Raw genomic sequence first — 19,264 nt, forward strand, 5'->3', positions numbered from 1 at the left:
TGTGTCCGGTCTTCTTTTTTCTTTTTCTCTTTTTTGTTTTTTCCCCCCCCCCCCCCCCCCCCCCCCCCCCCCCCCCCCCCCCCCCCCCCCCGCCGTGGTTCTCCTGCCGTCTCTCCCTGCGGGATCAGCCGCTGACGACCATGTAGCCGAGTAGGCCCAGGGCGAGGGCGAGCAGCGCGATGAACGTCACTGTCGCCAGCATGCCGCCGGAGTCGCTGTCGCGGCGTCCGGTCCGTCCCCCGTTGCGCGCGTCCTGTGTGGCGGGTGTGTCCGTCACGCTCGCAGCGTTCTTCACGTGTTGCTCCCGTGGTGCTGTGTTGCCGGCCCCTGCCGTGGTCACCGGAGGGGATCTGATCGCGGCTTTCTGAGCCGTGTGACACAGAGTAGCGGCTACTGGTCCAGACCAGTTTTCGGGGTCGGGAGGGTCGGTCTCCAGGCTTGACGGGTTGTCTGGATCGGAGTGGGGCCGCCCTCTTGCCCTTGATGGTGCGCGGGCCCGGACCGGGCGTCCAGGGCGCTCGGTCGTTCCTCCCTCGCGTCGCCTGCGGCGATTCCGCTGCGCTCCACCCTTGACCCCCGCCCCGTCCCCGCTTTGAACGCACTTGGGAGGGCGGCCGGGGGAAGGGGGCCCGACGAGGTGGTCTGTCGCGGGCCGCCGTGGGGGCCCGCTGGCCGGTGGGTGGGGGTGCGGTAGTTGCGTGGGGCGGCCCGGCTCGGCTCGGCGGCCGGCGGTGCCTTTTTGGCTGAGTTCATGCCCCGCTGGTCACTGTCGGGATAGGGCCTCGGTGGCCGGGCAGGGGTGTCGGGGCGGTTCGAAGGGTGACCCCGGCGTGCATAGTGGTCATATCGGGCATCATGGAGTGGGGATCTGGAGTTGTGAGCACTTTGGGTCGCATTTGTGTCCGTTTCGCCCGGATATGGGTGTCCTCTGGTGATGACAACTTCCCCCGCGGCTTGATGCTTCGGCGGGGACGGGCAGGGACCAGCGGGGCATGAACCCCAGCCCATCTGTCGCCGCAGTCGCTGAGCCGAGCCGGGCCACCCCAGGCAACTGCTGCGCCTCCACCCACGCCCTGCGGGCCCCCACGGCGGCGCGGAGCGGACGGGCCTGATGGGTGCCCCTTCCCCCGGCCGCCCTCCCAAGTGCGTTTCCAGCGGTGGAAGGTCGGGGGTCAAGGGTGGGCGCAGCCCATCGCGCAGCGACGCGGAGGGAGGAACGACCGGAGCGCCCTTGATGCACGATCTGGAACCGCCATCATCGAGACCAGGAGGGCGGCCCCACGCTGCGCTTGCGGGCTTGGCAGGGGCAGGGAGCGTCGTCGCTAGCGGCCGAAGTGGTCGAACTCGCCGGCTCGTACGCCGAGTACGAAGGCGTCCCACTTCCCACGTGTTGTGGTGACGACGCCGCCGATGCGGACGAGGCCGCCGGTGGTGTGGGTGACGTCTATGCGCGGGCTCGGGGTGCCCGTCTTGAGGGCGTGGGTGAGGGCTGCGAAGGCGGCGGGGGTGGTGTGGAGTATCGCCCCGTCCGGGTCGCTGCTCTCGGTGACTTTGACGCCGGTGGCGTCTGCCGCAACGTTCAGGCAGGCGTCGCCCTCGCCGCAGTACGACGACTTCTGCCAATCGGATTTGAGCACGGCCGGTCCCTTCACAGTTCGTGGGCAATCTTCTGGACGAAGTCCCGGGACGCTGCGGGCGTCAGGGCGACAGCTTCCATCCGGTCGAGCAGGGTCCGGTAGCGGGCGAGCTGCGCTTCTGCGTCGAGCAGCACGGGTCCGTGCGACTGGTCGAGATGGACGGTGTCGAGCTGGGGTACCGGTCCGAGCCCGTAGGCCAGGGACTGCCCCGAACCGGGGAACGCGCCCGTGGTGAACGGGATCACGCGCAGCGTGACGTGTGGCCGTTCGCTCATGTCGAGCAGGTGTCCCAGCTGCCTGCGCGCGACCGGCGGGCCGCCGAACTGCATCCGCAGCGCTGCCTCGTGCACCACGGACGCGTACGGAATCGGGTCCGGCCGGTAGATGAGGTCCTGGCGCTTGATGCGGTGCGACACCCGGTGCTCGATCTCCGGTGGGGTCAGTTCCGGCACCACCTGGCGGAAGACCTCACGTGCGTGGTCGGCGGTCTGGAGCAGCCCAGGGATGTGGGCGGTGTAGGCCGTGCGCAGCCCCATGGCGTGGTGCTCGAACTCTGCGAGGTCCAGCAGGCCTGTCGGGAGGAGGTCTCTGTACTGCTCCCACCACCCTCGGCTCCGCTCGGAGGCCATGGCGGCAAGGGCGTCGATGAACGCCTGGTCCGAGCAGGAATAGGCGCGGGCCATGGCTCGTACGCGGTCGGCGCTGACGCCGAAGCGGGCGGTCTCGACGTTGCTCAACTGGCCGGAGCTGGTGCCAAGTTCCTTGGCCGCTTCGGTGGCGGTCATCCCTGACCGCTCGCGAAGTCGCCGCAGCTCAGTGGCGAGACGGACGCGGCGCGCTGTGGGGGTTGGCCTCGCAGCCATGCGACTCCTTCGGTGTCAGGGGTGGTTTGGTCACCCACACGAGGGATTCAAGCATGGAATTCCTCGAATCGATGCAAAGCTTCTTTGTGAAGCCCTAGCCTCTTTCTCAGGCCACCCGCCCGGAAGCACCCCGCTCGACGGAGCGACCTGGTCACCGGGCCACCACCACAGCCCCAACGCCACCTCCGCCAAGGAGACTTCCATGACCACCGTAGCCGCGCCCTGGACCTATGCCCTCCAACTTCCCCAGGATCCCCGGGCTCCCCGCATCGCCCGCCGTATCCTGCGCGCGGTCCTCGACGCCCATGAACTCGCCACCCTCACCGAAACCGCCGAACTGCTCGCCTCCGAGCTCGTCACCAACGCGTTCCGGCACACCGACGGCCCGTACGGCCTCCGCCTGCGCGCGCCGGAGCGGGGGCGGCTGCGGCTCGGGGTGTGGGACACGCACCCCGACGTCCCGCCGCCCTTCGCGGGCGTGCCGCGCCGTCCCGCGTCGGATGCGGCCGGTGGGCGCGGCCTGTGCCTGGTCGCGTACTGCGCGGACGCGTGGGGCGCGACCGCCTTGCCGCAGGGCGGGAAGCTGCTCTGGGTCGAACTCGGCGGTGCACGTTGACCGCCGGCCGTCGTGGCCTGCTCTCGCGCCTTCTGCCGCGCAGCCCCCGCGAGGTGGCGCGCATGATCTCGCGGGCGACCGACTTACGCGTGGAGATCCTCGCCGGCAGTCTGATGCTCTCCCGTACCGACTGCGTGACGCGTGCGACCGTCGTACGGCAGCTGGTCACCGGCATCGCCCCGTACGCCACCGCCCTCGAGGGCCCCTTGTTGCAGATGCCGATGGACGCCGACGACTTCGTCGTGCCGGACCTCGTGGTCCTCCCGCCCGCCATCTCGTCCGCCCTCTCGTCCGTCCTCCCGGCCGTCCGTGCGGACGACACCGTGTGCACACAGGACGTCGAGCTCGCCGTCGAGGTCGTGCCTCGGCGGGAGAAGGGGCGGGGGCTGGACCACAAGGTGGACTGGTACGCGGTCGCCTGTGTGCGCGGCCTGCTCGTCATTGATCCCCGCGAGGGCACGTGGCGGCTGTGCCGCCGACCGCGCGACGGTCGCTACCGGGACGTGCGCTCAGGCGCCTACGGCGACGTGATCGCCCTTCCCGCCCCGTTGTCGTTCCCGCTCACGACCGCCCGGCTGCCCTGCTACGACCCACCGGGCCGGCCACCGATCGGGTAGGACGGACGGGACAGCCGCTCACGGCGGGATCGACCACAGCTTCAGCGGCGAGGACCGGCGTTGGTGCGCGGTCGGCGGCTCGGCGTACGGACCACCACGTGGTGACAGAGAGCGTGAGCGTCGCCTGCTTCGTCATGGGCGGCCGAAGGCGGACTTCGCGTCCTCCTTTGCTCCGTGCCGGGGGATGTGGCGTCCGGCTGCCTGTTGCGTACGGGTGGGGGCGAGGGGCCGACATAGCGTCAGGCCATGAGCGCAGTCCGAGGCGTCCGCGGGAACGCCCTGTTCCACGTACCGCATCCACCGCACCTTGCCGGCGGGGCCCCGCAGAGCGCGGGTCCCTCCACTGCGCGGCCCGGCGTCGTGATGGCGGTCTCGGGCGCGGCGCTGTTCATGCTGGGTGTCAACACGACGGCGATCAACGCGGCGCTGCGCGCGATGGCCGACGACCTGGGGGCGGGGACGGCCGGGCTGAGCTGGGCCGTTGGGTCCTACATGCTGGCGGTCGCGGCACTGGTCGTGGCGGGTGGCAGGCTCGGCGACATGCTGGGGCAGCGCGTCACGGTCGTGACCGGCAGCATCGTCTTCGCGGTCGGTGCCGTGGTGGTGGCGGCCTGCGGTACCGAGTGGCTGCTGATCGTCGGCCGGGTGCTTCAGGGCGCGGGGGCGGCGGCGCTGATGCCGTCGACGATGGCCGTGCTGCGCCTCGCGTGGCCGCGCGAACGGCAGGGGTTCGCGCTCGGTCTGTGGGGGGCGGTGGCCGGTCTGGCGTTCGCGGTGGGCCCCCTCATCGGCGGGGCGTTCACCGACGGGCTGTCGTGGCGCTGGACGTGGTGGTGCAGTGCGGTGTGGGCGCTGCTGGTGGCCGTGCTCGCGTGGGTGGGGCTGCGGGGGTTGCCGGCCGGCAGGCGGGAGGGTTCGTTCGACGGTGTCGGCATGCTGGTGCTGGCCCTGTCGCTCGTATCCCTGCTGGTGGGGCTGCAGCAGATCCCGGCCTGGGGCTTCTGGTCGGCGGGGACGCTGCTCGCGCTCGCCGTGGCGGTGGCCGGGCTGGTGCTGCTGGTACGGCTCGAACTGCGGCGGGCCTCACCGCTGCTGCATCTGCCACTGCTGCGGAAGCCGCCGTTGGTCGCCGCGTGTCTGGGCACGGTGGTGAACACGCTCTTCCTCATCGGCTTTCTGTACTTCTTCAACCTCTACGCACAGTCCGCCGCCACCCTCGACTACACGGCGGTCACCGCGAGCCTGGCCCTGCTGCCTTACGGGTTCTGCGTATTCGCCTTCTCGATGGGCATCGGCCCGATCTGCGACCACGTGGGCTACCGGTGGCCGGTGGCCGCAGGTGTCGCGCTGACGGGCGGCGGCGCGCTGTGGCTGTCGGCGGTCGGTGCCGACAGCGGATACGGCGCGATCTGGCCCGGCTCCCTGGTGCTGGGGGCGGGCGTGGGCATCACGCTCTCCGCGCCGTCGGCTGCTGGACTGCGGCCGCTGGGGGAGGAGGTTGCCGGTGAGGCGTCGGGCATCATCAACGTGGTCCGGTATGTGACGGCGGCGTTGGTGGTCTCGGTCGGCACGCTGATCTTCCTCGCCGCCGGTTCCGGCCGGCTGAACGCGGCAGTGGAGCGCGTGGGCCTGCGGCACCTCGATGCCACGGAGGTCGACAGCCTGCTGACGGGGGCGTCGCTGCCGGAGGAGCAACGACTCGGCGCCGCAGGCATGGAGGCGGTGCACCGGGGCACGGCGGACGCGCTGACGACCGGATTCTCCTCGGTGATGTTCTGGCTGGGGCTGGTGGCGGTGGCCGCCGTACCGGTGTGGCTGCTGACACTGCGGTCGTCGCCGGGGGACAGCGATGCTCCGGGCTCCGGGGAGCGCTGACCACGGTCGGCGCGCTCAATCGGCGCGCTCAAGACATCGGTCGGCTGCTCAGGTGCTGGTCGAGTCGCTGGAGGTGGTGCCAGGCGGTGGGGTCGGTCCCGTTGCCGAGGGCGTAGTGCAGTGCGGGGTGGGAAGCGGGGCCGAGGCGTGTGGGGCGCGGCTGGTCGACTGCTTCGGCGTGGGTGCGGCCGATGGCGCGTATGGCGTGGGGGCCGAGGGTGAAGGAGACCGGTACTGGGGGTTGTTCGTGGTGGGGCGGGGTGGTCACGTCGGCGCGGGCGGGGCGCAGGTGGGCCAGCATCGAGGTGAGGTTGTGGCGGGTGGCGAGGGTCTCGGCGAGTTCGGGGAGAGCGTTGAGGGGCGGCGGCTGGTCCGGGGTGTGGCCGGTGACGAGGGTGATGTGTTCCTCGACTCCGGCGGGGGTGCGCGTGACGCGGCAGGTGGCGATCGCCGGTCTGTCGGCGGAGCCGACGGCGACCAGCCAGGTGGGGGCACCCTTCTGGGCGCGGGTGCGGGCCAGTTCGGAGATCTGTCTGGGTGACCACGGGAGGTTGACGGGTTCGGCGGTCGCCCAGCCGGCGGGCGGGGCGCCGGTGAGCGTCTGCCAGGCGGCTTCTATGGCGCCGCCGAGGAGTAGGCCGTCGGTGACGGGATGGGTCGTACGTATGGAGAGGTGGAGCTGGTGTTCGCCGGTGGTGCTGTGGTGGGGGTGGAAGGCGTCGGCGATGGGGGTGTTCCCGCCGGTTGCGGGGGCGGGGGCGAAGCGGCCTTCGTACCAGTGGAGTACGGCGCCGGTGAGACCGTCGTAGTACCCGCACCCGGGGTCCTGGACCACCCAGCGGGCGGAGACGTTGGTCAGCAGGGTGCGCACGGGGAAGGTTAGGCGGCTGGTGGACGGGGTGACGATCTGCAGTTCGCGGCCCGTGGGGATGCTGGTCCGCAGAAGGTCGGTGAGCCAGGTGGTCGCGGCGACGGCCGGCCGGTCCTGGAGGACCACGGCGGCGTGGCGGGTGAGTACGTCGACGGCGAGGGCATCGTCGCCCAGGCCGGGGTTGTCGTGCGCGGCCGGTGGGATGGGGACGACGTCGGTGTGCGCGGCGTCGGCCGGCCAGGTGCTGCCGCCGAGCAGCGCGGTCAGCCGCCCGGCGGTCGACCCGGCGAGCCGCCGGGCCTCCACCACGTCCGAGGCGGCCCGCACTTCCGTCCACCACACCGGCTCCTCGGCCCTTGCTTCCGCCCCGAGCAACCGGCGCACCTCGCCCGGCACTTGGACGAGGACAGGTACCTCGACCGTCGCCACGTGCCGCCCGCCTGGCGTGCGCAGGTGGACGACGGCCCCGCCCGCGCTGTTGTCCATCCGCAGCTCGGGCCCGCCGGCGTAGAGACCGGCGAGCATGCTGCGGGCATCCGGCATGGCCGGGGTGAGAGCGATGACGTCGTAGGTCATGTACTGCTTTCTGGTGGGTAGGGCTGTGCGCGAGGTTTCAGTACCGCCCCGGAAGGACCGAACTCACTTCCTGACCCACGGCAGAACGAGAGGCTGCCGGTGCCACCACCAGCCGTATTCCTTCGTATTGGCGAAATTCTCAGACAGCGCTGCCTTGCTCACCCATTCGTCATCCCGATGACTGTGCTTCTTGAACTCTTCGTCGAGTTGGTTCACCGCCTTGCGTAGGAGGTCGGCCGCAGGCTTGGAAAGCTTTGCTGGCAGTCGCTCGAGATTGTCCCGCGCCCGCAGGGCTTCGCAGTACAACTCTGCCGGATAGCGTCCGGTCGGCCGCCAGCCCGACTCCATGACCCGCACCATCCGCTCCCATTCTGTAAGGTAAACCCGGGAGTGGTATAAAGAGGTTCCGGGTTCATCGATAAATGCGGGATCACCCTGTGCCTGTCGGAGGGTGTCCATAGCGAGGGAGAAATTCGTGGTGGTGGGCGTAGCAACGTGCCGCTCGCGAATGATCTCCGGCAACTGCATGACGCGAAGATGGGGAAGTTGAGGAACGGCATCTTCAACGGCGTCGATGGAGTATGCAGGGCGCTCGTCATCCGATGCCATGAGACGGGCACGGGTCACCAAACCAGCCGGAGTCACCAGCCAGTACGCGCTGGGGGGCCGCTCTGCGGCCGGGTAGAGGATGACGGTCTGTGCCGCTGCAGCGAAATCCCTGGCGAAGTCTGCTTCGCCCGGCTGATCGGGCACGGCTTCCTGAGCGAAGATGTCCAGAGCCAGCGAGGCGTCACCGGGAACGAACGAGTAGTCACACAGGATCAACGCATCCCAGTTGCGGGCATCCTGATCGCCGTCCACGTCAGCAACGTCGACGGCGCTCGGTGCCACACGAAGGCATGACGCCAGAGCGTCGCGCATTCGGGACGGCTGCAGCCGATCGACGGTGAAGGAGTTGTAGGTCATTGATAAGTCCCGTTGTAGACGTCCAGCGCCTTCTGGACGGATCTCGGGTTGTTGACGAACCTGGGATTCCCAATCCTGTTGTGCAGGGTCACTCTGGCGGCATGGGTTGCTCTATCCCATCCTCGAACAAGTAGGCATAGAGGTTCTGCAGATAGATCCGCAATGTGGCCGCATCAGGGAACTCGATGTTCGTGAGGCGCTCATACTCGGCCACCCCGAAGGAGCTATCGGAAAGGATTTCCGTGAACCCCTGACGCACTGCTTTGACATATGACTCGCTAAACCCCATCAAAGTCGGTCGCAGGTATCCGCTTGTATCGTAAGCCTGCTCAATGTCTAGGTAGGTGTTAAGGAACCCCTTAAAGCGATCGTCCATTCATCCGTCTTTTCTATGGGTGGCGTCCGGGTGCTGGGTTGGCGAACATTGTATGGAGTTTCCACTCGCCGTTGTGCAGCCGGTACACCGGCTTGATCGATCCGCCTTCGAAGTCGACGGGCCTGAACTCGGACATGTTCGCAGGATCTCGATAGTATCCACTGAAGCGCTCATGCCCTTCGGGGCCGAGGATCTGCTCAATCGGTGTTTCAACGGCGGCGTCGCCGGTACGAGCCATCTCCGCGCGGAAGTAGGCATCTGCCTTCACCATGTCCTCCGCGACGTCAAAGCGGGTGGCGTAAGGGCCGACTCGATGCACGCCACCCGTCACGCCGTCAACTGTCGTTCCTGTGATTGGGTCGATGTTGTTCTCAGACTTCAGTAGCCCTGGGTAACTGGAGTTGGGGCCGTAGAGCTTAGGTGCGCCATTGTTGTCGTGGAGCACACTGCCCAGCCGATCCCGCAGGGCCTCATCATCTGGGTGGAGGTGGCGCCCAGGCGCGTGCCCTTCACCGCCTTGGCGGTCATCCAGCTCCTTGATTCGGGCATCGACCAATTGCGAGTCCATGGGATTCTCGGGGCCGCTGTTGCCAGAGTCTGGAGTGGGGTCACCAGAGCCTTCGTTGCCGTGAGGAGAAGCATTGTCTACAGGTGAGCCGGAATTTCCTTCTGGAGCGGCATGAGTATCATCGGTCGTCGGTGCTTCAGTATCGCCAGAAGCGGCTCCGCCGCCTCCATGAGGGGTCCCGTTGCCAGCGTTGTTCGTCGGCCCATGGCCCGCGCTTCCGCCACTGTGACTGACGGACCCACCACCAGGTACAGCGGTCCCCGAGCCGGCTGCTTGTCCGGCACCACTGTTGCCCCGCGGGTAGCCGTGCCCCCCTGGCGGCAAATTGTTTGCCCCTCCCCCACCGTCAGCAGAATCGTGCGGCACGTTGTGGCTGGCCTGCGGCGGCAGGTTCTCGCCTGCTTGCGCAGTGCCATCTGATGCCCGCGCTCCCGCCCCGACCAGCTGGCGGTCGTCGGGCCGGGGCTCGATCGAAGGTGTCCGGTCGGCGGCTGCCGCTTCCGATGGTGCCGGGGTGGTGTCGGGGACGCCATTGTTGGCGGGGATGAACGTGCCGTCTTCGATGCGGAGTTGAGCGCCGTTCGGGTATTCGATGACGCTGTAGGCGGCGTCCGAGGTCGCCGCGGCGTCGGTGGCGGCGCGGACGCCGGCGGTGAGGTCGGCGATCTTGGGGAGGGTGCGGGCGGCGGTGCCGGCGGTTTTGGCGGCTGCGCCGATGGGGTCGAGGACTTCGCCGATTTTGGCCGCGGTGCCCGCGATGCGGGAGGCCGTGCCGGCCTTGCCAATGGCGGAGCCTGCCTTGGAGGCTGCGCCGAGTGGTCCGGCGCCCAGGGTGAGGCCGTTGAAGATGACCGTGCCCGCCGCCTTGCCGGGGTTGGTGTCCCAGTCGTCCCAGCCGACGAACGCCTTGGCGAAGTCCTTCGCGTACGGCTTGCTGTCGTCCATGAGCTTCTTCTGGAACGGGGAAATGTCCTTCCGGTCCCCGTGCGGGTCCAGAAGGTAGCCTTCCGCGCCGACGATCACCCGCAGCAGTCCTTCGCGTGCGGCGCCGCCGTCCTCGCCGGGGCTGAAGAGATCGATCAGTCCCTTAACCGAGCCGACGGCGTTGTCGACGATGCTGATCCCCGCCTGCTCCAGGTGGTAGTCGATCCCGAAGGGCAGGTTCTCGCGATGCTCCGGGCTGCCCCACGGCAGCGAGTCGGCCTTGGCCAGCTGATCGGCGCTGAACCCGTAGGGATTCTGCAGCCCCCGGCTGCCGTCGTTGATCTGCCACCGGGTGCCGCCGTCCACCAGCGCAGTGATCTTGTCCGCGCAGCCGACTTCGGCCGCCTGGAACGCCGCCACCGCCGTGTTCACCCCGTCCCAGATCCCCTGGTGCTCGTCCACCTTGGCCTGGTCCTTGCGCCAGTTGCGCAGCGGCCCGTCCTGGTCCGCGACCGACTCCACGAACCGTGTCGCCTGAAAGCGCAGCAGGTCGAGCTGCTTGACGATCTCGACGACCTCGAGCGCGTACGTCTCCAGCGCCCCGGCCACCGTCTCCAACCGGTCGGCGAAGCGGCCCGAGCCCTCCTGCACGGCCTGCGTCGTCGAGAACAGCTCTCCCGCCTCCGGAGCCCGGTACGAGGCGGCCAGATGCTGGAAGCGGCTGTGCACGTCACCGCCACCGTCCCGGATCGCTTCGGCCGCCTGCCGCAGCGCGATGATCTCCCGCCCCAGCCCCGGAAGGTCTCCGGTGAAGACCGGTATCTTCTCGGGGCTGATCACTGCTGAGCCGCCCGGTCGCGTGCAGCCTGCAGCAGAGCAGTGACGTCAGGCACGAGCATCGCCTGCCGCTGCGCGTTCCACGCCTGCTCGAGGTTCCCGGCGATGTATGCGTTGGTCGCCTCCACGGCACCGTTCGCCGAATTGCTCGCGCGCAGCGGGAGGAACGCCACGTCCGCCTCGGTGCCCTCTGCGAACTGCCCCAGCGCTACCGCCACCAGCCCGCCGGCCCGGCCCCCGCCCGTGGCAGCGGCGCCGCCGACAGCCAGCGTGCCCGCAGACTCCATCGCCCCCTGCACACATGCCCCGTACAGCTTGATCCCGGCGCTCATGCCGTCAGCAGCCTCCCGCACCTGCGAGATCACCGACTGCACACCCCCAGGCGAAATGTCCCACCCCGTCACAGCCAACCCCCGTGAATCCATTGTCGGATACGCCCGGTGCCGGCATCAGGCGTGGTCCGCGCCGCCGACAGCGGATCTTCATCTCTAGCAGGCGGACAATCGTACGAGCAACACGCTTCCGGCCGATGGTGCCTACCGTCCACGCCGGGCGGTGGAACGCGAAGTTGTCCGTACGATCAGCGCCGGCACCAGCGGAGCCGCGGCGGGTCGGCCGGCGAGGCGTGGCTGAACTCTGTTGCCCTGCAGGGGAGTTGGCTACGGTTCGAGCTGTGACTGACCACGCGCAGATCCACAGTCGGATCGACACCACCCGCCCGCACACCGCCCGTATCTGGAACTACTGGACCGGCGGCAAGGACAACTACCCGGTCGATCAGGAGGCAGGCGACCAGATCCGTGCGCTGCACCCCGGCATCGGTGACTATGCGCTGGCGGACCGGCGTTTCCTCGGCCGGGCCGTGCGGCATCTGGCGGCCGAGGCGGGTATCCGGCAGTTCCTCGACATCGGAACCGGGCTGCCGAGCGCCGACAACACCCACGAGGTGGCGCAGCGCGTCCGGCCCGACGCCCGCATCGTGTACGTGGACAACGACCCGCTCGTCCTCGTCCATGCGCGGGCGCTGCTCACCGGCACGCCCGAGGGCCGGACCGACTATCTGGACGCGGACCTGCGGGACACCGACGCGATCCTGGCGCAGGCGGCGCAGACGCTCGACTTCTCCGAGCCGGTCGCGCTGATGCTCCTGGGCGTCGTCATCTTCGTCGAGGACGACGAGGAGTCGTACGGCGTGGTGCGGCGGCTCATGGACGCGTTGCCCGCCGGCAGCCACCTGGTGCTGTCCCACACGATCACCAGCCCGTCGATGCCGGACGTGGACGAGGCGGTGGCGTTCTGGAACGAAAACGGCACCCCCCGTCTGACCCAGCGCACGCCGGACCAGGTGGAGCGCTACTTCGACGGCCTGGAACTCCTGCCGCCGGGCGTGGTCTCGTGCAACCGGTGGCGCCCGGACGCGTCCGATCCGTCGGCGCCGGACGAGGTCGCGATGTACGGCGGCGTAGGCCGCAAGCCGTAGGCGCGAGGGGCGCGACGGCGGCGCGGGGGCGCCGGGGCGGTGGGGGGGTACGGCGCGGAAGTACCCGCTCGGCGGAGCGATTCGGTCACCGGGCACGTATCACACCGCAACCGCACCTTTGGCAAGGAGACTTCCATGGCCACCGTGTCCCCGCCGCCCTGGACCTACGCCCTCCAACTCCCGCACGACCCCCGCGCCCCGGGCGTAGCGCGGCACACCCTGCGCGCGGTGCTGCACGCCCACCGCCTCGGTGCGCTCGTCGAGACCGCGGAGCTGCTCGCGGGCGAACTCGTCACCAACGCGCTCCAGCACGCGGGGGGCACCTGCGGTCTGCGGCTCCGCGAGCCACTGCCCGGGCGGTTGCGGATCGGGGTGTGGGACGCGAACCCCGACATCCCGCCTCCCTTCAAAGGCGATCCGACAGCACCGCCCGATGTGGACGCCGAGCACGGCAGAGGCCTGCGCATCGTGGAGATGTGCGCGGACAGCTGGGGGGGCGACCACCCTCCATCAGGGGGCCAAGCTTCTGTGGGTGGAGCTGGTCGAGGGGGACTGATCGCAGTGCGCGGCCAACGTGCCGGGACCCCGTTCGGCCGTCCGTTCGGCGCTGGAGTCGTAGCCGGCCGGGCGTGCCCGCACTCGGCGTACACGTCGACGAACAAGGTTCGTGTTCCGGCGAGTACGCCGCCGGGTAGTCCACCGAGCAGCGAAGCGGCTTGCGGCGCTGCCGCTCATTCCGACCTGTGCGGGCAGGTGCTGCACCTAAACTTGTCCCGGGTGGACTACCGGGCGCTGAAGGGCGGTTGACGGTGCGTAAGGCGTGGGTCGTCGCGGGGGCGTCCATCGGGGTCTGCCTGTGCTTCGTCGCGCTGCTCGTCGTCGGTACGTACTCGGCGGCGGCCGGGCTTCTCGGAGGAAACGGCAAGAACGGTGCCGTGGACCTCGCCAAGGGGGCCGTGCCCGCGCGGTACCAGACGTTGGTGCAGAAGTGGGGGAATCTCTGCCCGGCCATCAACCCGGCGCTGCTCGCGGCCCAGCTGTACCAGGAGAGCGGCTGGAACCCGAGAGCGCAGAGCCACGCCGCGGCGCAGGGCATCGCGCAGTTCATTCCGGGCACCTGGGCGACGCACGGAATCGACGGGGACAAGGACGGCGACCGCGACGTGTGGGACCCGGCGGACGCGATTCCGTCGGCGGCCTCGTACGACTGCGAACTGGCTGGATATGTTCGCAAGGCGCCGGGCGACCCGACCGACAACATGCTCGCCGCGTACAACGCCGGTGCGTACGCGGTCATCAAGCACGGGGGCGTTCCTCCGTACCGCGAGACCCGGAACTACGTGAAGGTCATCCGGACCCTGGAGAAGAGTTTCGCCCGGCCGGTCGGGCGGGTGGAGCCGTCGAGGCAGGCGGCCGGGGCCATCTACTTCGCCCAGCGGAAACTCGGTACCAAATACCTGTGGGGCGGGAATGGAACGCCCGAGCAGGGCGGGCGTTTCGACTGCTCGGGGCTGACGCAGGCGGCCTACCGCACCGTGGGGATCGAGCTTCCGCGCGTCGCGAACGACCAGTACAACGCGGGGCCGCACCCCTCGCGCGACGAGTTGCTGCCGGGCGATCTGGTGTTCTTCTCCGACGACTTGACCAACTCGCGGGCGATCCGGCACGTCGGACTGTACGTCGGAGGCGGATACATGATCAACGCTCCGTACACCGGCGCGGTGATCCGGTTCGACAAGATCGACACTCCGGACTACTTCGGCGCGACCCGCGTGACCGAGGACGGTGCGCGGGCCCTGCCGACGGACTTGCCCAAGGCTCCGGACGCTTGAGCGGAAGACGATCGAGTGGCCGGAATGCGACGGTACCGGCAGGGCTCTGAGCTGCAATGACGTGTCACTCTTCGATAACGTGATCGTGATCGTTCGGTGGAGAGTGGAACGCAACCACCGATGACGTCGTTCCCTGGGCAGGGAAGGCCGCACTGACCATGCAGCACACACCGTACTGACCACGGGGGTTGGCAGGGCGGCGCACAGGCACGTGCGTCCTGGTACAAGGCAAGGGGCCGCAGCAGATGGCTGGACTCGCAACGGACGGGGCGAACCCGGATGTCAGCCTGCTCTACGACATCAACGGCCTCGCCAAGGACGCGCCCACGTGGCTCGATCGCACGATGGAGTTCGTCGGCGAGTACGGAATCATGCTCGCCATGGTGCTGGTGGTGCTCTGGTGCTGGTGGAGCGTGCGCCGGCGCGGCACCGCGGAGGACTCGGTCTCGGCCGTCGCCGGGCTGATCTGGGCTCCGCTCGCCGCCGGAATCGCGCTGCTGATCAACATCCCCATCCGCGGTTTCGTCGAACGGCCGCGGCCGTTCCTCGACCACCAGGGCCTCGAGGTCCTCGTCGCCGGCAAGACCGACTACTCGTTCGTCAGCGACCACGCGACGATGGCGATGGCGATCGCCGCGGGGCTCTTCGTCGCCCACCGTGGATTCGGCCTCGCCGCGCTCGGCCTCGCCGTCGCGGAGGGCTTCTGCCGGGTCTACATGGGCGTGCACTATCCGACCGACGTCATCGGCGGCTTCGCGCTCGGCACGGCGGTGGCGCTGCTGCTCGCCCCGCTCGCCCTCGCGCTGCTCACCCCCCTGGTGTCGGCGATCGCGGCCTCGCGCCGCCTCGGGTGGCTCGTGCGGTCGAAGCGGGCCGCGGCAGCCGGTGCGCTGCAGCCGGAGACGCTGGACATCCCGGAGCCGACGGCCGAGGACCACGGCGAGAATGGCCTCGCCGCCTGAGCGCACCACAGGCGGCGTACCACCCGGCAGATGCCGGTTGCCGGAGGCTTCCGCGCCTCTGACAGGCTGGGCGGGTGACGTCAGGGACCGCCGAGGGAGTTCACCGCCCACCGCCCCAGGATGTTCGGTCCGGCCTACCGGTTGCCCGGCTCCGCCGGGGAGGCGGAGGACGCGGTGCAGGACGCGTATCTGCGCTGGAACGGCGCCGATCGTGCGGCGATCGAGCACCCCGGCGCCCGGCTCGCCAAGTCGTCCACGAGGGCCTGCCACACCTCTGGGTGTTCGTCGGTTCTCGGCGGATGACGTGCGTTCCACCGGGGAGCGCACGCCCACCGAAGGGATGAGATCTGCGATGACCACGATCCTGGTGACCGGCGGCACCGGAACGCTCGGCCGGCCCGTCGCCGAGCGGCTGCGGGCGGACGGGGCCGAGGTGCGGGTGCTGAGCCGGCACTCCCAGCAGTACGCCGTGGACCTGCGCGAGGGCACCGGGCTGGGCGCGGCCGTCGACGGCGTGGACACCGTCGTGCACTGCGCGAGCTCGCCGCGCGGCGGCGACGAGCAGGCGGCACGCCATCTGATCGAGGCGGCCCGCGGGGCAGGTGTGCGGCACCTGGTGTACATCTCGATCGTCGGCGTCGACCGGGTGCCGCTCGGCTACTACCGGACCAAGCGTGCTGTCGAGGGACTGATCGAGGAATCGGGACTCGGCTGGACCGTGCTGCGCACGACACAGTTCCACGACCTGGTGCTGCAGCTCCTGCAGGGCTCGGCGAAGCTGCCGGTCATGCTGCTCCCCGCGGCGGTCTCCGACCAGCCGATCGAGGTGGCGGAGGTCGCCGCACGGCTGGCCGAGCTCGCGACCGGGGCGCCCGCAGGGAGGGTGCCGGACATGGGCGGCCCCGAGGTCCGTACGTTTCCGGAGCTGGCCCGGGCCTATCTGCGCGCGAGCGGACGGCGCCGTCCCCTGCTGAACGTGCGCCTGGCCGGCAGGGCCTACCAGGGTTTCCGCGCGGGCGGGCACCTGACGCCGGAGCGGGCCCTGGGCAAGGTGACGTTCGAGCAGTTCCTGGCGGGGCGTTTCCCTGCGGCAGGCTGACGTACGTGCGGAACGTGCTGTCCACGAAAGGGAGTTGATCGGGCTCCAGTCGGAAGCTCCGCGCGGGTCACAGCATTAGATCGCCTGCGGGTAGTCGAACAGGCGGTCCGGGTCGTACTGCCGCTTCAGGCGGGTGAGCCGGTCGAGGGCCGGGCCGTAGTAGGCGCGGCGCCAGTCGGCCAGATTCGGGTCCGCGTAGTTCTGGTACGCCGCCCCCGACGCGTACCGGCGCATCGCCGCGTGGCTCTCCTTCAGCCAGCGCTGCTGGGCGGTGCCGCCGGTGCGCGGTTGCCAGGCGGCGATGTACTGGGCCAGCATCCGTGAGCGCCGGTGCACGAACGACGTCGCCAGCGGATCCACCCGGTTCACCGCGCCGCCGAGCGCGGTGAGCGCGATCGAACCGGCGCCGCCGCCCGCGGTCGCGGGGATACGGGTGAAGGCCTCTGCCGCCGCGATCAGCGCGGCCCGCCCGCCCGCCGGGAGGTCGCGGTCGAAGAAGTCCGAGGCCGACGCGTACGTCTCGCGGGACAGGGCGCCCTGCCGGTCGCGGCCCGGGGTCGTGCCCGGCAGACGGCACTGGGCGTCGGTCAGCGACAGGCAGTTCGCGTAGCCGAGCATCGCGTCCCGGTAGCTGCGGGGCCGCAGCGCGACCGACGACGCCGGTGAACCGGCCGCGTCCACGAGCCGGTCGACCGCGTTCCGCAGGTCGCTCTCCGCGCCGAGAGTGAAGGCGGACACCGAGAGGGTGGGCCGGGAGCCGCCGGGTCCGGCGGCGAGATGCAGCGAGGACCAGATCTCGTCCGGTTGCTCCGGTCCCCAGCGCTGCCATGCGGCGAGCACCGACTCCGCTTTCGTCCAGGGCCAGTTGAGGAAGGCGGTGACGGTGTCGGGCGTGGGGTGTGTACGGAACCGGAGCCGGGTCACGACACCGAAGTTGCCGTTGCCCGCGCCGCGTAGCGCCCAGAAGAGGTCCTTGTTCTCGTCCGCGCTCGCGGTGAGCCGCCGGCCGTCGGCGGTGACGATCGTCGCCTCGGTGAGGCTGTCGCACGTCAGGCCGTAGGCGCGGGAGGTGACGCCGTGGCCGCCGCCGAGGGTCAGGCCGGAGATGCCGACCGTGGGGCAGGAACCGGCGGGGACGGTGCGCCCGTGCCGGGCGAGGGTCTGGTAGACGTCGACGAGTCTGGCGCCTGCGCCGGTCGAACCGTCGGCTTCGACCCGGTCCAGGGAGGACACGTCGATGACGAGGCGTCCGTTGCCCGAGGACCAGCCGCCGTAGGAGTGGCCGCCGTTGCGGATGGACACCGGGGTGCGGTGCGCCTTCGCGTAGGCGAGGCACTCCTTCACGTCGTCCTCGCCGGCCACGTAGGCGACGGCGGCGGGCTTCAGGGAGTCGAAGCGCGTGTTGTACAGCTGCCGCGCGCTCGCGTACGCGGCGTCTCCCGGCCGGATCAGCTGCCCGTCGAGACCGCGGGCGAGGGCGGCCCAGTCGGGAGCGGAGGACGGGGCGGCGGAGGGGCGGGGCGGGGTGGGCGCGGTGGCGGTGCCGCTGGGCGCGGCTGCTTTCTCGCCCTTGCCCGTACAGCCCGTTGCGGCAGTCGCGGTGAGGGCGACAGCGGTGGTGAGCAGCGCACGCCGGTCCATGGAACCTCCTGGGAAACGAGACGGCTCCCTGGTCACGCAGGTTCCCACGCCGGTGCACTCAGGCGCACCGGTACGGGCGGATCACGTCCCTGCGGACAGCCGGACCGGGTCGGACGGGTGGCCCGTTACGGGTCGGACGCGTGGTCCGTTACCAGGTCGGATCGGTCCGGGACCGGCCGGTTCAGGGTGCACGGCGCGGCCGGGGACGGGCGGAGTGGGGCGGTCAGGCCGTGGGGACGTGGGAGCGGGCATCGGCACGGGCCCGGTCCCGTGACCGTCGCGCCGGGCCCGCCCATCCGCAGGTGCAGCGGGCGAGGGCGAATGCGCCGCGTTCGACGGTCGTGGTCACGTGCGGTGCCGGAGGGTCGGCGGAGGGGTCCTGGGGCACGGCTCCACCGTACTGCTGCCGGAAGGGCCGGAAAGCCCGGCCCCGGCGTGACGACGTGACGAGGCCGTCGTTATGCGAATGGGTGTCCCCAGGCTTCCTCCGGCTCGAGGGGAAGGGCGTGGGACTCGTACAAGCAGCGGTCCGGCGTAGGGGGTTGGCAGGCGATGGTGGTGCAACAGCACATGCGCAGGGGCGGGGCGTTCGCCGTCGCGGCAGCCGTGGCCGTGGTGACGGCCACCGGATGCCTCCGCGGCGGCGCCGCCGCGGAGGAAGGCAAGGGCGGGGCCGGCTCGGCCGACGAGGTGCGCAGGGCCGCGGACACCCTCACGGGAGCCGGGAGTTCCAAGGCGCGTACGTCCCTGGAGATGGCCAGCGGCGGGACCCGGGTCACCATTCGCGGCGAGGGCGGGTACGACTTCGAGCGCGGCATGGGCCGGCTTCGGGTGCTCCTTCCGCCGGACGCCGCCGGTGAGGACGAGCACAAGCCGATCACCGAGCTGCTGACGCCGGGCGCCCTGTACATGAAGAACCGGGGCGCGGGCGTGCCCGCGGACAAGTGGGTCAGGGTCGACACGACCACCCTGGACGACGGGAATCTGGTCACGGGTGGCGCGACCGACCCGCTCGCCGCCGCGGCGCTGCTGCGCGGCGCGGACCGGGTGACCTACGTCGGCGACGTCGAGCTCGCCGGCCAGAAGGTACGGCACTTCCGGGGCACCACCGACATCGGGCGGGCCGCGCGGGTCGCGGAACCGCATGCCAGGGCGTCGCTGACCGCGGCGGCGAAAGGGTTCGTCAAGGGCGCGGTGCCGTTCGACGCCTACCTCGACGACGAGGGCAGGCTGCGCAAGGTGAAACACCGTTTCACCTTTGCCAACGAGGGCGGCACGGTCGACGTCACCTCGACCACGGTCCTCTTCGACTTCGGGTCGCGGGTCGTCGTACGGCTTCCGGACAAGCGGGACATCTACACAGGCAAGGTCGAGGCCTGACGGCGTGCACACGGCGGCCCCGGCCGGGGAGGCCAAGGGGATCCGAGCCGGGAGAGTCAGGGCCGAAATGGTCCGGACGTGCCATGCGCGGCGCGTGCACCGCTCCCTACGCTAGGAAACCGACACCGGCCGGAAGAGGTGAAT

General features: G+C 70.2%; 20 protein-coding genes. 10 read left to right on the top strand and 10 right to left on the bottom strand.

The window, feature by feature from the left end; all coding sequences use genetic code 11:
* Positions 1 to 124: 124 nt before the first annotated feature.
* The 3 genes from ACZ4SA_RS30045 to ACZ4SA_RS30055 all read right to left on the bottom strand — a co-directional run bounded on the left by ACZ4SA_RS30045 (position 125) and on the right by ACZ4SA_RS30055 (position 2,500).
* Positions 125 to 277 (bottom strand): hypothetical protein, encoded by a 153-nt coding sequence (locus ACZ4SA_RS30045; RefSeq protein ID WP_468280764.1) that lies wholly within the window; start codon positions 275 to 277, stop codon positions 125 to 127.
* 1,045 nt (positions 278 to 1,322) lie between these two features.
* Entirely contained in the window at positions 1,323 to 1,637 is a 315-nt protein-coding gene (locus ACZ4SA_RS30050; protein ID WP_468280766.1) for a DUF397 domain-containing protein, read from the bottom strand.
* Between the two features lie 11 nt (positions 1,638 to 1,648).
* The gene (locus tag ACZ4SA_RS30055; protein WP_468280768.1) at positions 1,649 to 2,500 is read right to left on the bottom strand and encodes a helix-turn-helix domain-containing protein; all 852 of its coding nucleotides are present in this window, start codon (positions 2,498 to 2,500) and stop codon (positions 1,649 to 1,651) included.
* 202 nt (positions 2,501 to 2,702) lie between these two features.
* Here ACZ4SA_RS30055 and ACZ4SA_RS30060 point away from each other — a divergent pair, with 202 nt between their 5' ends.
* The 3 genes from ACZ4SA_RS30060 (at position 2,703) to ACZ4SA_RS30070 (ending at position 5,608) form a co-directional block, all read left to right on the top strand.
* Positions 2,703 to 3,116, top strand: coding sequence for an ATP-binding protein (locus ACZ4SA_RS30060; protein ID WP_468280770.1), 414 nt, complete (start codon positions 2,703 to 2,705; stop codon positions 3,114 to 3,116).
* A 62-nt stretch (positions 3,117 to 3,178) separates the two neighbouring features.
* Positions 3,179 to 3,733: a Uma2 family endonuclease gene (locus tag ACZ4SA_RS30065; protein WP_468280772.1), complete on the top strand. Its 555-nt coding sequence runs from the start codon at positions 3,179 to 3,181 to the stop codon at positions 3,731 to 3,733.
* 246 nt (positions 3,734 to 3,979) lie between these two features.
* Positions 3,980 to 5,608 (top strand): MFS transporter, encoded by a 1,629-nt coding sequence (locus tag ACZ4SA_RS30070; protein WP_468280774.1) that lies wholly within the window; start codon positions 3,980 to 3,982, stop codon positions 5,606 to 5,608.
* A gap of 28 nt (positions 5,609 to 5,636) precedes the next feature.
* Here the strand turns inward: ACZ4SA_RS30070 and ACZ4SA_RS30075 are convergent, their stop codons facing one another.
* The 5 genes from ACZ4SA_RS30075 to ACZ4SA_RS30095 form a co-directional block, all read right to left on the bottom strand.
* Entirely contained in the window at positions 5,637 to 7,055 is a 1,419-nt protein-coding gene (locus ACZ4SA_RS30075) for a DUF6177 family protein (RefSeq protein ID WP_468280776.1), read from the bottom strand.
* Positions 7,056 to 7,118: 63 nt separating this feature from the next.
* Positions 7,119 to 8,021, bottom strand: a complete 903-nt coding sequence (locus ACZ4SA_RS30080) for a hypothetical protein (RefSeq protein WP_468280778.1) — start codon at positions 8,019 to 8,021, stop codon at positions 7,119 to 7,121.
* Between the two features lie 88 nt (positions 8,022 to 8,109).
* Positions 8,110 to 8,397 (bottom strand): hypothetical protein, encoded by a 288-nt coding sequence (locus tag ACZ4SA_RS30085; protein WP_468280780.1) that lies wholly within the window; start codon positions 8,395 to 8,397, stop codon positions 8,110 to 8,112.
* Between the two features lie 13 nt (positions 8,398 to 8,410).
* Entirely contained in the window at positions 8,411 to 10,729 is a 2,319-nt protein-coding gene (locus ACZ4SA_RS30090; RefSeq protein WP_468280782.1) for a hypothetical protein, read from the bottom strand.
* Positions 10,726 to 11,151: a DUF6507 family protein gene (locus tag ACZ4SA_RS30095; protein WP_468280784.1), complete on the bottom strand. Its 426-nt coding sequence runs from the start codon at positions 11,149 to 11,151 to the stop codon at positions 10,726 to 10,728. The genes ACZ4SA_RS30090 and ACZ4SA_RS30095 overlap by 4 nt, the downstream gene beginning before the upstream one ends.
* Positions 11,152 to 11,399: 248 nt before the next feature.
* Between ACZ4SA_RS30095 and ACZ4SA_RS30100 the strand changes: the two genes are divergently transcribed.
* Complete coding sequence (locus tag ACZ4SA_RS30100; RefSeq protein ID WP_468280786.1) at positions 11,400 to 12,206, top strand: SAM-dependent methyltransferase; 807 nt, start codon at positions 11,400 to 11,402, stop codon at positions 12,204 to 12,206.
* 99 nt (positions 12,207 to 12,305) lie between these two features.
* Here ACZ4SA_RS30100 and ACZ4SA_RS30105 read toward each other — a convergent pair whose 3' ends face one another.
* Positions 12,306 to 12,518 (bottom strand): hypothetical protein, encoded by a 213-nt coding sequence (locus ACZ4SA_RS30105; protein ID WP_468280875.1) that lies wholly within the window; start codon positions 12,516 to 12,518, stop codon positions 12,306 to 12,308.
* On the opposite strand from ACZ4SA_RS30105, the gene ACZ4SA_RS30110 reads away from it, so the two are divergent.
* The 5 genes from ACZ4SA_RS30110 (at position 12,435) to ACZ4SA_RS30130 (ending at position 16,099) form a co-directional block, all read left to right on the top strand.
* The gene (locus ACZ4SA_RS30110) at positions 12,435 to 13,013 is read left to right on the top strand and encodes an ATP-binding protein (RefSeq protein ID WP_468280869.1); all 579 of its coding nucleotides are present in this window, start codon (positions 12,435 to 12,437) and stop codon (positions 13,011 to 13,013) included. The two genes, ACZ4SA_RS30105 and ACZ4SA_RS30110, sit on opposite strands and share 84 nt — an antisense overlap.
* A gap of 2 nt (positions 13,014 to 13,015) precedes the next feature.
* The gene (locus ACZ4SA_RS30115; protein WP_468280789.1) at positions 13,016 to 14,038 is read left to right on the top strand and encodes a C40 family peptidase; all 1,023 of its coding nucleotides are present in this window, start codon (positions 13,016 to 13,018) and stop codon (positions 14,036 to 14,038) included.
* 245 nt (positions 14,039 to 14,283) lie between these two features.
* Positions 14,284 to 15,000 (top strand): phosphatase PAP2 family protein, encoded by a 717-nt coding sequence (locus ACZ4SA_RS30120; protein ID WP_468280791.1) that lies wholly within the window; start codon positions 14,284 to 14,286, stop codon positions 14,998 to 15,000.
* A gap of 120 nt (positions 15,001 to 15,120) precedes the next feature.
* On the top strand, positions 15,121 to 15,303 hold the full coding sequence (locus ACZ4SA_RS30125) for a hypothetical protein (RefSeq protein WP_468280793.1): 183 nt from the start codon (positions 15,121 to 15,123) through the stop codon (positions 15,301 to 15,303).
* Between the two features lie 49 nt (positions 15,304 to 15,352).
* Positions 15,353 to 16,099 (top strand): SDR family oxidoreductase, encoded by a 747-nt coding sequence (locus ACZ4SA_RS30130; protein WP_468280795.1) that lies wholly within the window; start codon positions 15,353 to 15,355, stop codon positions 16,097 to 16,099.
* Between the two features lie 75 nt (positions 16,100 to 16,174).
* Here ACZ4SA_RS30130 and ACZ4SA_RS30135 read toward each other — a convergent pair whose 3' ends face one another.
* Positions 16,175 to 17,740 carry an FAD-binding oxidoreductase gene (locus ACZ4SA_RS30135; protein WP_468280797.1) on the bottom strand — a complete coding sequence of 522 codons (1,566 nt, stop codon included), beginning with the start codon at positions 17,738 to 17,740 and terminating at the stop codon, positions 16,175 to 16,177.
* A gap of 552 nt (positions 17,741 to 18,292) precedes the next feature.
* Between ACZ4SA_RS30135 and ACZ4SA_RS30140 the strand changes: the two genes are divergently transcribed.
* Complete coding sequence (locus tag ACZ4SA_RS30140) at positions 18,293 to 19,120, top strand: SCO4651 family lipoprotein (protein WP_468280799.1); 828 nt, start codon at positions 18,293 to 18,295, stop codon at positions 19,118 to 19,120.
* Positions 19,121 to 19,264: the final 144 nt, after the last annotated feature.

The organism is Streptomyces sp. NPDC027962, assembly GCF_055566095.1.